Below are 11,720 nucleotides of genomic sequence, written 5' to 3' on the forward strand. Positions count from 1 at the left end.
TCTGCAGGCTTTGGATGGCTTCCGGTTTTCAGGGGCCGTTCCCCTCACCCCAATCCCTCTCCGCGACGAGGAGATGAAAGGGGGCTGCTCCGAGCCGGGCTGGCTCCTGGGGGATGAGGGTGTTGCTCAGGCCGTAGCAGGCTTTGGTTCTGCGACAGCCCCTTTCCTTGCTGAAAGTGCAATGGCGAAGATGATCAGCACGCCGCCCGCCAGCATGCGCAAGCTCGGCTGCTCGTCGAACAACCACCAGGCGAAGGCGATCCCATAGACTGGTTCCAGGGCGAAGATGACCGCCGTGGTCCGGGCCTTGAGAACCTTCAGACTCGCCACAAACAGGCTGTGGGCGAGGCCGGTGCAGAAGACCCCGAGCAAGCCGATCCAGAGCCAGTCGATGAGCCTGACGTCGGCCAGCAGCGGCCAGCTGAAGGGAGCCAGGCAGAAGACAATGGTCAGGTTCTGGCAAAGGGCTGCCTTCACTGGGTCCAGCCCTTTTACGCTGATCCGGTTAAGCAGCGACAGCAGCGAGAACAGCAGCCCCGAGAGGACAGCGGAGAGCAGCCCCTGGGTCGCTTCGCTGGCCCAGTCGAAGCTGGGCGTCACCAGCACCAGGCCGAGGGACACCAGGCCCACGATGATGATCTCCTGAAGCCGGATGCGCTCGCGGAACAAGAGGCCTTCGAGCAACAGGGTGAAAGCGGGGAAGCTGGCGAAGCCCAATGTGGCAATGGCTACCCCGGCGACCTGTACGGCATGGAAGAAGGTGATCCAGTGGGCACCCAGCAGCACCCCGCCCAAGCCCAGCAGAGCCAGCTGCCGCAGGTTCGGACCAGCGCCCCGGTTGCCCGCGATCAGCTGCGCAAACAGGGCCAGGGCGATGACCGCGAAAACCCCACGACCGAAGGTGGTGACCATCGGCGCGGTGGCGGCAAGCTTGCCGAAAATGCCGGAAAGCCCGAACAGCAGGGCGCCCAGGTGGATGGCCAGCAGCGCATTGCGCTCTTTCATGCCAGGCGCGCTCCATTGGGCAGGGGCATGTCGAAACTGGCCAGGACGACCTTGCCCTCGACGTCATGGACGCCAGTCACCAGCACCTCCGAGCGGACGCCGGCAATCCGTTTGGGCGCAAAATTGCACACACAAAGCACTTGCCGACCGACTAGCACCTCTGCGTCGTAATGGGCAGTGATCTGGGCGCTGGAGGTTTTGACCCCGAGTTCGCCAAGGTCCACTTCCAGCACATAGGCGGGCTTGATCGCCTTGGTATTGGGGCCAGCGGAAAGAATGGTGCCGACACGCAGTTCGACACGTTGGAAATCGTCCCATTCAATGGTCGACATGAGGTTCTCCCTGTTCACGATCGACGCAGTCTAGAGCGGGCCGTGACCTTTGTCTGTCGCCAGGCTCGCGAGCTTTGTCGCGTTACTCGCGGGAACTGCGCAGGGTCCGCGGCGTTACGCCAAACTCGCGGGAAAGAGCGGCGGTAAAGGCGCTTTGCGAGCTGTAGCCGACGCGGGCGGCGATTTCTCCCACCGCCAGGTGGCTCTCCAACAGCAATTGCCGCCCCAGGCGCAAGCGCCGGGAGCGCACGTAGTCCATGGGTGTCTGGCCGATTTTGGCCAGGAAGCGGGCGTGGAAGCGCGCGACCGAGAGACCGCACAGGCGCGCCAGATCGGCAACTTGCAGGGGGCGAGCGGCGTGCTGGTCGATATGGGCGTCGAGCGCGGCCAGCGGCAGGGCCGTGTCGATTGCCTGCTGCGCGGGAGCGACCAGACTGGCCAGCAGCAGTCCAGCGGACTGGGTGGCGATGACGTCGTCGGTCAGTGGGCTGGCGGCGATCCAGCTCACCAGTTGGCTCTGTGCCGGGTTGAGCGACAGCGCGCCGGGCTCTTCCAGCAGGCGGCGGCCTGAGTCGAAGTGGCGCCCAAGGGTCTGCCTGAGCCAGTTTTCGTCCGGCACGTCTACCACCAGACAAAGGCTGCCATTGGGGCTGCCGCAGGCGTGTTGCGCGTCGGGCGGGACCACGGCCAGTGTCTGCCGCTCGACGCGCGCGCCCAGGCCATCCACTTCGAACTCCAGGCGGCCGGTCAGCCCGAACACCAACTGGGCGTGGTGGTGGCTGTGGACGAGCAGGTCGTGGGTGTACTGGCGCAGGGACAGGATCGAGCTCATGGCGGCTTCCTCGATGTAGGTCGCCAGTTTACCTGTTGTCGGTGCGTTTGCCCTGTCATCGGTCTGCAATCAGCTGGTCATCTGCATATCACCCTTAGCACGCACCATCGAAAAAACTCCGCAGGAGGCCGCTCATGAGCAGTGTCGAACGCCTGGACCCGAACAACAAAGGCAAAGCCCGCAAACAGCGCGTGCGAACCCTGTGGATCTCTGATGTCCACCTGGGAACCCGTGATTGCCAGGCCGAGCACCTGTCCCAGTTCCTCAAACACTTCCACGCCGACCGCGTCTACCTGGTAGGCGACATCATCGACGGCTGGAAGCTCAGGGGCGGCATCTACTGGCCGCAGGCGCATACCAATGTGATCCGCCGGCTGTTGACCATGAGCAAGCGCGGGACCGAGGTCATCTACGTCACCGGTAACCACGACGAGTTCCTGCGCCGCTATTCGGCCCTGATGCTGGGCAATATCCAGCTGGTGGATGAGGCGATCCACGAAACGGCCGACGGCCGTAAGCTGCTGGTGATCCATGGCGACCAGTTCGACGTGATCACCCGCTATCACAAGTGGCTGGCCTTCCTGGGCGACTCGGCCTACGAGTTAACCCTGACCCTCAACCGGTGGTTGAATCACTGGCGCGGGCATTGGGGATACGGCTACTGGTCGCTGTCGGCCTACCTGAAGCACAAGGTGAAGAGCGCGGTGAACTTCATCAGTGACTTTGAGGAGGCTATCGCCCATGAATGCGTGAAACGGGGCCTGGATGGGGTCGTCTGCGGGCACATCCACCATGCCGAGATTCGCAAGGTGGGTGCCGTGGATTACCTGAACTGTGGCGATTGGGTGGAGTCTTGCACGGCGCTCATCGAGCACTGGGATGGCACCATCGAGCTCTATCGATTGGCCGATGACCAGGCCCGACAGGTGGAAGCACGCGCAGCCGAGCTTATCGAGCCGGCGGCATGAGGATTCTGATCGTCACCGATGCGTGGGCACCGCAAGTCAATGGCGTAGTCACCAGCCTGCAGGCGCTGACGGCCGAGCTGAAGGCGCTGGGTCACGAAGTCTTGCTGCTGACGCCACAGGCGTTTCGCTGCCTTCCCTGCCCGAGCTACCCGGAAATCCCCCTGGCCTGGGACCTTTGGCGCGTCGGCCCGATGATCCGTGCGTTCCAGCCGGACTGCGTTCACCTGGCCACCGAAGGCCCCCTCGGCTGGGCGGCACGATGCTGGCTGGAGAAGCGCGGCATGGCATTCTCCAGTGCCATCCATACGCGCTTTCCAGAGTATGTGAATGGCCGTTGGCCGTGGGTGCCGCTCCGCTGGGGATATGCCTTCCTTCGGGCGTTCCACCGTCCAAGCCAGGCGGTGCTGGTCACCACCGAGCGGATGCGCGATGCCTTCTCGTCGCATGGATTCGCCCACCTCATGCTGTGGCGCAAGGGCGTAGATACCGACTTGTTTCATCCGCGCCGCGAGCTATCCAGGCCGCCTGTGGCGGTGTTTCTTTATGTGGGGCGCTTGGCTGCGGAGAAGAACGTCGCGGCATTCCTGGACCTGGACTTGCCGGGTGAGAAGCGGGTGGTTGGCGACGGCCCGCTGCGTGGAGAGTTGGAGCGCCGCTATCCCGGGGCCCGATTCCTCGGTTACCGAAAAGGCGACACTCTGGCGCAGTGCTACGCCCAAGCCAGCGTGCTGGTGTTTCCTTCGCTGACCGATACCTACGGGCTGGTGATGCTGGAGGCGCTGGCTTGTGGGACTCCGGTGGCCGCGTTCCCGGTGACGGGGCCGTTGGATGTGCTGGTAGAGGGCATCACCGGCTGCCTGGATGCCGATCTGAAACATGCCTGTCTGGCTGCGCTGGAGCTGGATCGTGGACGCTGCGCCGAAGAGGCTGGGCGCCTGTCCTGGCGAGCGTCAGCACTGGAATTCCTGGCCCGACAGCCCTTGCTGGATGGGGGGCCTTGCAATGAGGTGGCTCCCGCCACGCCTTAAGTCTGCAGGGGCGAATGAATTGGCTCTGTCGGCGTTAGCTGTTGCTAGCCATCAACGGTCGGGCTGAGAGCCGTGTAGGAGCGAGGGGGACGCCGAGTTCTTGCTCGCGAAATGCGCCCGTTCGCCAGCAAGCTGGCTCCTACAAGGGAGCCAGCCAGTGACAACAGTTCACTGGGACAGAGCCAATGAATTCGCCAGTGCAAATCAGTTACGTGTGGCACAGGACGTCAGGGAATGATCTTGTCGCGCAGTTTTTCTGCTGCATGCTGCAAGGCCTGGATCACTTTCTCCTTGTCGTAGTTCTGGATGCCGTTGGTGTCCAGGTACATGGAGAAACCGGGTAGTTCGTGTTCGACGTAGCTTGAGGCGGCGCCCAGGTCGCGGCGGAAGTCCACCACCTGGTAGATCTGCACGGGGCGGCTGAAACCCTTGACGTTGATCTGGCCCTTGTCGCGACACATGATCACGTCCTTGACCAGCGAATAGGTCTCGTGGGAGATCAGGATCTCGCCGGCGTCGGAGGCATTTTCCAGCCGGCTCGCCAGGTTCACTTCCCGGCCGATGATGGTGTAGTCCATGCGCGTGTCCGCGCCGAAGTTACCCACCGTGCAGTAGCCGGTATTAATGCCCATGCGGATTTCCAGCGGCTTGGTGATGCCCTGGGCGCGCCATTGCTGGCGCAGCACTTTCATGTGCTTGCGCATGGCGACCGCCATGGATACTGCCGCTACCGCATCCTTCTTGGCGCCTTGGGTGCTCGGGTCGCCGAAGAAGACCATGACGCTGTCGCCAACGAACTTGTCGATGGTGCCGCCATACTTGAGGGCGATCTTCGACATATCGTTGAGGTAGGTGTTGAGCAGGTCCGTGAGGGCTTCGGCTTCCAGTTCCTCGGACAGTTCGGTGAAGCCTTTGATGTCGGAGAAGAACACGCTGAGCTTCTTGCGCTGGGTTTCCAATCGCACGCTTTTCTTGCCGCTGAAGATCGACTCCCAGACTTGCGGCGACAGGTATTTGGCGAGATTTCGCGCCAGGCGAGCGGCCTTTTCCTGCTCGCGTTTGATCTCGCTGCGCACCTGCGCCAGGCGCAAGCCCTGCTGGTGCACGAAAAACGCGGTGATGCAGATGTAGGCCGTGGTGAAGAGGATGCTGACCAGGGATACCAGGACGGGGGGGCCGTCCTTGAAGGCTGGCTGAAGTAGCAGCCCGACCAGCGTCACGCTGACGGTTGCCGCAATCAGTACAAGCAGCATCTGGCTCAGCCCGCCAAGGATCATGGCACTGAAGCAGAGTGTCAGCAGGACCATCAGGCTGGGCACTACCGAGAAACCGAGCAGCGCGGCAGCGGCTCCGGCATGCAGGGCATCGATGCCGAGCAGAATGGTGTCGGTGCGGCGCATGTTTTCCGGCTTGACCCGCAGGCTCAGTTGCTGGGCCAGGTGCGGGTAGAGCAGGGCATAGGGAACCATCCAGAGGATGTCGATGCTGAAGTACTGGACGTAGGTGCCTGCCGCAATGCTGGCGGCGGTCGCCATGTACGCGAGCACTCTGGAGTAATACTCGCGCAGCGGCGGCGTCGCCGTAAGGGGATCGAGTGTTGTTGGCTTCATTGGCTTGATTCTGTCCCTGATGCTTTATTGACGCCGGTTGCGAGCACACTACGCGCGCTGCAATTCCTAAGCCATGAGTGTAGCGGGGGAAGGATCATAACCGCGTGCTGCGTCGTCGGCCAGCCAGCCAGCCGGGCAGGCTGCCTTCGATGTGATACAGCCTAGTGGATCGAATGCCTGGGCCGGCCCCGGCCGTGCTTTGCGCCTACCCGGGATGCAGCAGCCTGGTTGCTTTGCGGGACTCAGAAGCGGATTCGGCCGGTGAAGGCATCCTTGAGCATCACCCAGTCTCCCATAAAGCTATAGAGCGGGTACTTGAACGTGGCGGGCTTGTTCTTCTCGAAGACGAAATGGCCAACCCAGGCGAAACCGTAGCCGGCGAGTGGCAGTGTCATTAGCCACAGCCACTGCTGGGTGGCCAGCGCATAGCCGAGGATGAACAGGACCAGCAGGCTGCCCACGTAGTGAAGCCGTCGGCAGGTGTCATTGCTGTGCTCCAGCAGGTAGTAGGGATAGAACTCGGCGAAGCTGTTGAAACGCTGTGTGGAATCGATGGCCATGGCCCACCTCCGGCTCTTGTTGTCTTGAGAAAGTGTAGGACGGGTGCCCTTCCGAACCAGTGGCAAAGGGGGCCAGATTAGTATCCTTGCGCTCCACCAGTCCGTGGCCCTGCAAAGGGGTGTCCGGCGGTCAGCTCACTTTCGGATTTTCCAGGTCACTGAAACCTGGGGGAAATATTCTTGATTTAGCGTGGCTGCACGTTTTCCTGAGGATCATCGTGTGAGTCGTGCAGCAAGAAACCTTCGAAAGACCCTGGACGCTGTGGCCATCAACAATGAGGCGGCCGCGATAGCCGTGATGCGGGCGGCCGATCGAATCGGCGATGAACTGCTGAGGCAGCAATTGTTCAATGTGGTCCGGCGGATGAACCAGGACGCGGCCGAGTTACGGGTTGCCCGGGAGAAGGTTTCGGGTACGGGAGCCTGGATGGCTTGATCTGAGCGGGACGGGGCGTCGTGGCACGCGTGTGCGCCCTGCTGCGTCCCTTCTAGCTCTGGCTCGGTCTCTGTTTGCTGGCTAACTATCTGAATCCTTGACACATTCTTGGATTGGATGTTTCGCCACGGTTGGCTTGATGTTAGAGTGCCATCGGTCGCCAAGGAAGGCGCCCATCTCAGCCGCTTGTCTCGGCATTCGCCGCACCTCCCCATTCGATCCCTTGCAAGAACCGTCGCGTGACTCGACGAACCCGCGCGGATGCCTCTCACTGATGGCCCGGTATTTCGACCTGGGACGGGCTGGATATGCCGCGACCAGGGTGAGTATCCTTGGTCGCCAACTCGCCTCGACGCGAGTTGTCCTGAACCCATCATAAGAAGGCGTCATGAGCGAACGCACCACCTCTTCGAGCTGGGCCCTTGGCATTGTGCAGGCCCTGGAAATGGGCGGAGTCGATTGCCATAGCCTGTTTCCCGAACTCGGCCTTGACTACCAGGCGCTTAGCGACCCCGATGCGCGTTTCCCGCAGGATGGCATGACGCGCTTGTGGCTGCGTGCGGTCGAGCTGTCGGGGAATCCGGCCATTGGCCTGAACATGGCGAAAGTGGTACGCCCGGCTTCTTTCCATGTGGTTGGGTATGCGTTGATGTCCAGCCGGACCTTGAAGGAAGGCTTCGCTCGCCTGGTGCGATACCAGCGGATCATTGCCGAGGGGGCTGACCTGAGCTTCGACTCAACGACCGAAGGTTATGCCCTCAGTCTGGCGGTGCATGGCGATCGCCTGCCACCGGCACGGCAAAGTGCGGAAGCATCGATGGCCTATTGCCTGGCGTTCTGCCGTTGGATGACGGGGCGGCCGATCAATCCCCTGGAGATTCGTTTCCAGGGCGGGCCGCCGGCGAATCTGGAGCCTTATCGGCAGGTGTTTCAGGCACCATTGCGCTTCAACGCCGAGCAGTGTTCGCTGCTGTTCAGCCGCGCTGACATGGAAGCCAAGTTGCCGACCGCCAACGAGTCCCTGGCACAGTTGCATGACCGGTTCGCGGGTGACTTCCTGGCACGGTTCTCTGGTAGTCGGGTTACCCACCAGGCGCGGCAGGTACTTTGCCGGCTGCTGCCTCAGGGGGAGCCGAAACGCGAGGTGGTGGCACGCACCTTGTGCCTGTCTGAGCGCACCTTGCAGCGTCGCCTGCAGGAGGAGGGAACGAGCTTCCAGCAGTTGCTCGATGACACCCGTCGCGAGCTGGCCGAGCAGTACCTTGCACAGCCGAGCCTGACGCTGCTGGAAATTGCCTACCTGCTGGGCTTTGCCGATCCCAGCAATTTCTTCCGGGCCTTCCGTCGCTGGTTCGATAGCACGCCCGGTGAGTACCGCGCACGCCTCGAGTGATCCACTGGCGGCCTCAGTGTCGCCAGAAGTAGGGAGTGCAAAGCACCAGCACGGTAAGGATCTCCAGCCGACCCAGGAGCATGCCGAGGGTGAGCAACCATTTGGCGCCGTCGGGTAGGCTGGAGAAGTTGCCGGCTGGGCCGATGATCTCGCCCAGGCCCGGCCCCACGCCTGAGACGGTGGCCGCTGCGCCGGTTAGCGACGTGATCCAGTCCAGCCCCATCAGCGAGAGGCCCAGGGCTATAACGCAGATGATGATGGTGAAAAAAAAGGAGAACGTCAGAATCGAACGGACGATATCCTCGTCCAGGCGATGGCCGTTGTACTGCTGCTTGATTACCGCGCGAGGGTGGATCAGCTGATAGAGGTTGGCCTTGAGCAGGATATAGGCCACCTGGAAGCGGAAGATCTTGATGCCGCCTGCCGTGGAGCCGGAGCAGCCGCCTACGAATCCCAGATAGAAGAACAGCATCAGCGAGAAATTGCCCCACAGGCTGTAATCGCCAAGGGCGAAGCCGGTAGTGGTAAGAATGGACGTGGTGTTCACCGCGACGTGGCGCAGGGCGTCGAGCCAGTGCAGTTCGGTGGTCAGCCAGTACCAGGTGCCCAACACCGCCCAGATGCCCAGTAGCATCCCCAGAAAACCGCGCACTTGCTGGTCTCTGAGCAAGGCATTGCGATTTCCGCGCAGGACGGAAACGTACAGCATGAACGGCAGACTGCCGAGGATCATCACCACCACCGCAACCCAGTGAACGGCAGGTTGGTCCCACTTCGCCAGTGACTGGTCCGACGTGGAGAAACCGCCGGTGGCGATGGCCGACATGGCGTGGTTGACCGCGTCGAAGCCGTTCATGCCGGCCATCCAGAAGGCCAGGGTGCCCAATATGGTGAAGCCGACATACACCACCACAATGTACTTGGCCACCATGTGCGAGCGGGGCATGACCTTTTCCGAGCGGTCGGAGGACTCCGTCTGGAACAGCCGCATTCCGCCGATGCGCAGTAGCGGCAGGATCGCTACTGCCATGCCGATGAAGCCGATACCACCCAGCCAGTGCAGCAGTGAGCGCCACATCAGGATGCCCGGAGACATTGTGTCCAGGCCGCTGAGCACGGTGGCACCAGTGGCGGTGATCCCGGACATGCTCTCGAAATAGGCATCGGTGAAACTCAGATGCTGGGTAAAGAGGAAGGGCAGGGACGCGAAGGTCCCGACAACGATCCAACTGCTTACCGTGAGCAGATACATGTCCCTGGGGCGCAGATGCACCTGCTCCGGGCGACCTGGGATGACCAGCCCGAGGCCTGCAATGAAGGTAATCAGGCTCGACCAGATAAAGGCATTGATGTCCTGGGTGCGCTCGTAGGCCACCAGTATCGAGGCGGGAATCGCCATGCTCACAGCCAGGGTGATGAGAAAGATGCCGATTAGGAAGCCGATGATGCGCAGAGTCGGCAGGGCCATTGGGTGTGCGTTCCTGGAAGCTGGGCGAAAGGCGCAATTCTAGCTGCGCCAAGCATCGGGTTAAACGGTGATCTCAGTGTTTCCAGAAGGCCGGGGTGAGCAACACCAGCACTGTCAGGATTTCCAGTCGGCCTAGGAGCATACCGACGGTAAGCAGCCACTTGGCGGAGTCTGGGAGGGTCGAGAAGTTGCCTACCGGTCCGATGATCGGTCCCAGTCCGGGGCCAACGTTGCAGACGGCAGTGGCGGCGCCGGTCAACGCGGTGACCCAGTCGAGCCCGATCAGGCAGAGGCCCAGGGCAATCACGCCGATGGTGATGGTGAAGAAGAAGGAAAAGGTGATCAGCGAGCGGACGATGTCGTCGTCCAGGTTGTGGCCGTTGTACTGTTGTTTGATCACCGCGCGAGGATGCACCAATTGCTGGAGGTTGGCCTTGAGCAACTGGTAGGCCACCTGGAAGCGGAAGATTTTCAGGCCGCCGGCCGTGGAGCCCGAACAACCGCCGACGAAGGTGAGATAGAAGAACAGCATGACCGAGAAGCTGCCCCAGAGCGTGTAGTCGCCCAAGGCGAAGCCTGTCGTGGTCACAACGGAGGTGATGTTGACGGCAACGATTCGGACCGCGTCCATCCAGTTATTCTCGGAGTTGGCCCACAGCCAGGTGCCAACAACCAGCCAGGAGGCCACCAGGAAGCCGACGAACCCGCGAACCTGGTGATCCTTGAGGAGCGCTTTGCGGTGACCGCGAAAGGTCGCCACGTAGAGGGTAAATGGCAGGCTACCGAGCATCATCAGAATCACCGCTACCCAGTGCACGGCGGGTTGTTTCCAGTTGGCCAACGACGAGTCCGACGTGGAGAAACCACCCGTGGAGATTGCTGCCATCGAGTGGTTGATCGACTCGAATGGGGTCATGCCGGCAGCCCAGAACGCAAAGGCGCCAATTACTGTCAGGCTTGTGTAAACGAGCAAGATGAATTTGGCCACCATGTGCGAGCGGGGCATCACCTTCTCACCCCAGTCGGATGACTCGGTCTGGAACAGGCGCATGCCACCGACCCGCAGCAACGGCAGGATCGCCACCGCCATGCCGATAAAACCGATACCGCCCAGCCAGTGCAGCATCGAGCGCCAGATCAGCAGTCCTGGGGATGCGCTGTCGAGGCCGGTCAGGACCGTCGAGCCGGTGGTGGTGATGCCGGACATGGTCTCGAAGAAGGAGTCGGTGTAGCTGATGTGCTGGATCAGCACCATTGGCAAGGCGGCGAAGCAGCACACCACCACCCAGCTGGCGGTGGTCAGCATGTACATGTCCCGCGGGCGCAGGTGAACGTGTTCGGGGCGCCCGGGCAGGACCACCGCCAGCCCCGCGACAAAGGTGACCAGGCTCGACCACAGGAAGGCATCCAGGTCGTCGGTGCGCTCGAACATCAACAGGGTGAGCATGGGAAAGATCATGCTGACGGCCAGGGTGATGAGAAAGAGGCCGATGATGAAGCCGATCATGCGCAGGGTCGGGAGAGACATGGAGTCCTCTTGGACTGGGATTCAGGCGCGCCATTCTACGCATCTGCTCGGGCCGAAGGAACGAGCACAAGGGGGCTTCACAAGCTTATTGCGCTGGATAGAATAGCCAGCCAGGCGCCGGCCCTTGCCGGTTTCTGAGATCTGTTCATCATCATGTCCGAATCCAATCCATGCTTGGCGTGCGGCGCCTGTTGCGCGCATTTTCGTGTGTCTTTCTTTTGGGGTGAGTGCCAGTCCGCCGGCGGTATCGTGCCGGATGATCGGGTAGTCCAGATCAGCCCCCATCTGGTTGCTATGCAGGGGACCGAGAGCAAGCCCGTGCGTTGCGTCGGCCTACTCGGCGAGGTGGGTTGCGGCGTACGCTGTGCCTTGTACGAGCACCGCTCCAGCACCTGTCGGGAATTCGAGGCGTCCTGGTCCAATGGTGAGCACAACCCCCATTGCGATACAGCGCGAGCAGCCTACGGCATGCCGCCTTTGACACCGCCCTTGCAACCGCACCAGGTGCCGGAGCGGGTGGCCTGACGATCTCCATCAGATAGAATGCCGGCTCTTTGGAA

The 11,720-nt window shown here is 61.8% G+C and carries 12 protein-coding genes; 5 read left to right on the plus strand and 7 right to left on the minus strand.

Features of this window, described 5'->3' with window-relative positions:
- Positions 1–126: 126 nt before the first annotated feature.
- The 3 genes from J7302_RS02985 to J7302_RS02995 all read right to left on the minus strand — a co-directional run bounded on the left by J7302_RS02985 (position 127) and on the right by J7302_RS02995 (position 2,169).
- A complete protein-coding gene (locus J7302_RS02985) occupies positions 127–1,005 on the minus strand; it encodes a DMT family transporter (protein WP_215369994.1) in 879 nt (292 codons plus the stop codon).
- Positions 1,002–1,337 carry a tRNA-binding protein gene (locus J7302_RS02990; protein WP_215369996.1) on the minus strand — a complete coding sequence of 112 codons (336 nt, stop codon included), beginning with the start codon at positions 1,335–1,337 and terminating at the stop codon, positions 1,002–1,004. Before J7302_RS02990 ends, J7302_RS02985 begins: the two co-directional genes overlap by 4 nt.
- An 82-nt stretch (positions 1,338–1,419) precedes the next feature.
- The gene (locus J7302_RS02995; protein WP_215369999.1) at positions 1,420–2,169 is read right to left on the minus strand and encodes an AraC family transcriptional regulator; all 750 of its coding nucleotides are present in this window, start codon (positions 2,167–2,169) and stop codon (positions 1,420–1,422) included.
- A 134-nt stretch (positions 2,170–2,303) separates the two neighbouring features.
- On the opposite strand from J7302_RS02995, the gene J7302_RS03000 reads away from it, so the two are divergent.
- On the plus strand, positions 2,304–3,137 hold the full coding sequence (locus tag J7302_RS03000) for a UDP-2,3-diacylglucosamine diphosphatase (RefSeq protein ID WP_215370002.1): 834 nt from the start codon (positions 2,304–2,306) through the stop codon (positions 3,135–3,137).
- Entirely contained in the window at positions 3,134–4,165 is a 1,032-nt protein-coding gene (locus J7302_RS03005) for a glycosyltransferase family 4 protein (protein WP_215370004.1), read from the plus strand. Before J7302_RS03000 ends, J7302_RS03005 begins: the two co-directional genes overlap by 4 nt.
- 227 nt (positions 4,166–4,392) lie before the next feature.
- Here the strand turns inward: J7302_RS03005 and J7302_RS03010 are convergent, their stop codons facing one another.
- Entirely contained in the window at positions 4,393–5,775 is a 1,383-nt protein-coding gene (locus tag J7302_RS03010; RefSeq protein WP_215370006.1) for an adenylate/guanylate cyclase domain-containing protein, read from the minus strand.
- A gap of 242 nt (positions 5,776–6,017) precedes the next feature.
- Positions 6,018–6,335, minus strand: coding sequence for an Mpo1-like protein (locus J7302_RS03015; protein WP_215370008.1), 318 nt, complete (start codon positions 6,333–6,335; stop codon positions 6,018–6,020).
- Positions 6,336–6,555: 220 nt separating this feature from the next.
- Here J7302_RS03015 and J7302_RS03020 point away from each other — a divergent pair, with 220 nt between their 5' ends.
- On the plus strand, positions 6,556–6,771 hold the full coding sequence (locus J7302_RS03020) for a hypothetical protein (RefSeq protein ID WP_215370010.1): 216 nt from the start codon (positions 6,556–6,558) through the stop codon (positions 6,769–6,771).
- Positions 6,772–7,159: 388 nt separating this feature from the next.
- Positions 7,160–8,164: an AraC family transcriptional regulator gene (locus tag J7302_RS03025; protein WP_215370012.1), complete on the plus strand. Its 1,005-nt coding sequence runs from the start codon at positions 7,160–7,162 to the stop codon at positions 8,162–8,164.
- Positions 8,165–8,177: 13 nt separating this feature from the next.
- Here J7302_RS03025 and J7302_RS03030 read toward each other — a convergent pair whose 3' ends face one another.
- Together J7302_RS03030 and J7302_RS03035 are read right to left on the minus strand one after the other, a co-directional pair.
- The gene (locus J7302_RS03030) at positions 8,178–9,632 is read right to left on the minus strand and encodes a TrkH family potassium uptake protein (RefSeq protein WP_215370015.1); all 1,455 of its coding nucleotides are present in this window, start codon (positions 9,630–9,632) and stop codon (positions 8,178–8,180) included.
- Between the two features lie 73 nt (positions 9,633–9,705).
- A complete protein-coding gene (locus J7302_RS03035) occupies positions 9,706–11,160 on the minus strand; it encodes a TrkH family potassium uptake protein (protein WP_215370017.1) in 1,455 nt (484 codons plus the stop codon).
- 153 nt (positions 11,161–11,313) lie between these two features.
- Here J7302_RS03035 and J7302_RS03040 point away from each other — a divergent pair, with 153 nt between their 5' ends.
- Complete coding sequence (locus J7302_RS03040; protein ID WP_215370019.1) at positions 11,314–11,685, plus strand: YkgJ family cysteine cluster protein; 372 nt, start codon at positions 11,314–11,316, stop codon at positions 11,683–11,685.
- Positions 11,686–11,720 lie beyond the last annotated feature (35 nt).

The organism is Metapseudomonas boanensis, assembly GCF_018704125.1.
Taxonomy (GTDB): domain Bacteria; phylum Pseudomonadota; class Gammaproteobacteria; order Pseudomonadales; family Pseudomonadaceae; genus Metapseudomonas; species Metapseudomonas boanensis.

Excerpts from the sequence above, each read along its gene's own strand:
- J7302_RS03025 (WP_215370012.1), top strand. The coding sequence starts at position 7,160 with ATGAGCGAACGCACCACCTCTTCGAGCTGGGCCCTTGGCATTGTGCAG.
- J7302_RS03010 (WP_215370006.1), bottom strand. The coding sequence starts at position 5,775 with ATGAAGCCAACAACACTCGATCCCCTTACGGCGACGCCGCCGCTGCGC.
- J7302_RS02985 (WP_215369994.1), bottom strand. The coding sequence starts at position 1,005 with ATGAAAGAGCGCAATGCGCTGCTGGCCATCCACCTGGGCGCCCTGCTG.
- J7302_RS03035 (WP_215370017.1), bottom strand. The coding sequence starts at position 11,160 with ATGTCTCTCCCGACCCTGCGCATGATCGGCTTCATCATCGGCCTCTTT.
- J7302_RS02990 (WP_215369996.1), bottom strand. The coding sequence starts at position 1,337 with ATGTCGACCATTGAATGGGACGATTTCCAACGTGTCGAACTGCGTGTC.
- J7302_RS02995 (WP_215369999.1), bottom strand. The coding sequence starts at position 2,169 with ATGAGCTCGATCCTGTCCCTGCGCCAGTACACCCACGACCTGCTCGTC.
- J7302_RS03040 (WP_215370019.1), top strand. The coding sequence starts at position 11,314 with ATGTCCGAATCCAATCCATGCTTGGCGTGCGGCGCCTGTTGCGCGCAT.
- J7302_RS03000 (WP_215370002.1), top strand. The coding sequence starts at position 2,304 with ATGAGCAGTGTCGAACGCCTGGACCCGAACAACAAAGGCAAAGCCCGC.
- J7302_RS03015 (WP_215370008.1), bottom strand. The coding sequence starts at position 6,335 with ATGGCCATCGATTCCACACAGCGTTTCAACAGCTTCGCCGAGTTCTAT.
- J7302_RS03005 (WP_215370004.1), top strand. The coding sequence starts at position 3,134 with ATGAGGATTCTGATCGTCACCGATGCGTGGGCACCGCAAGTCAATGGC.
- J7302_RS03030 (WP_215370015.1), bottom strand. The coding sequence starts at position 9,632 with ATGGCCCTGCCGACTCTGCGCATCATCGGCTTCCTAATCGGCATCTTT.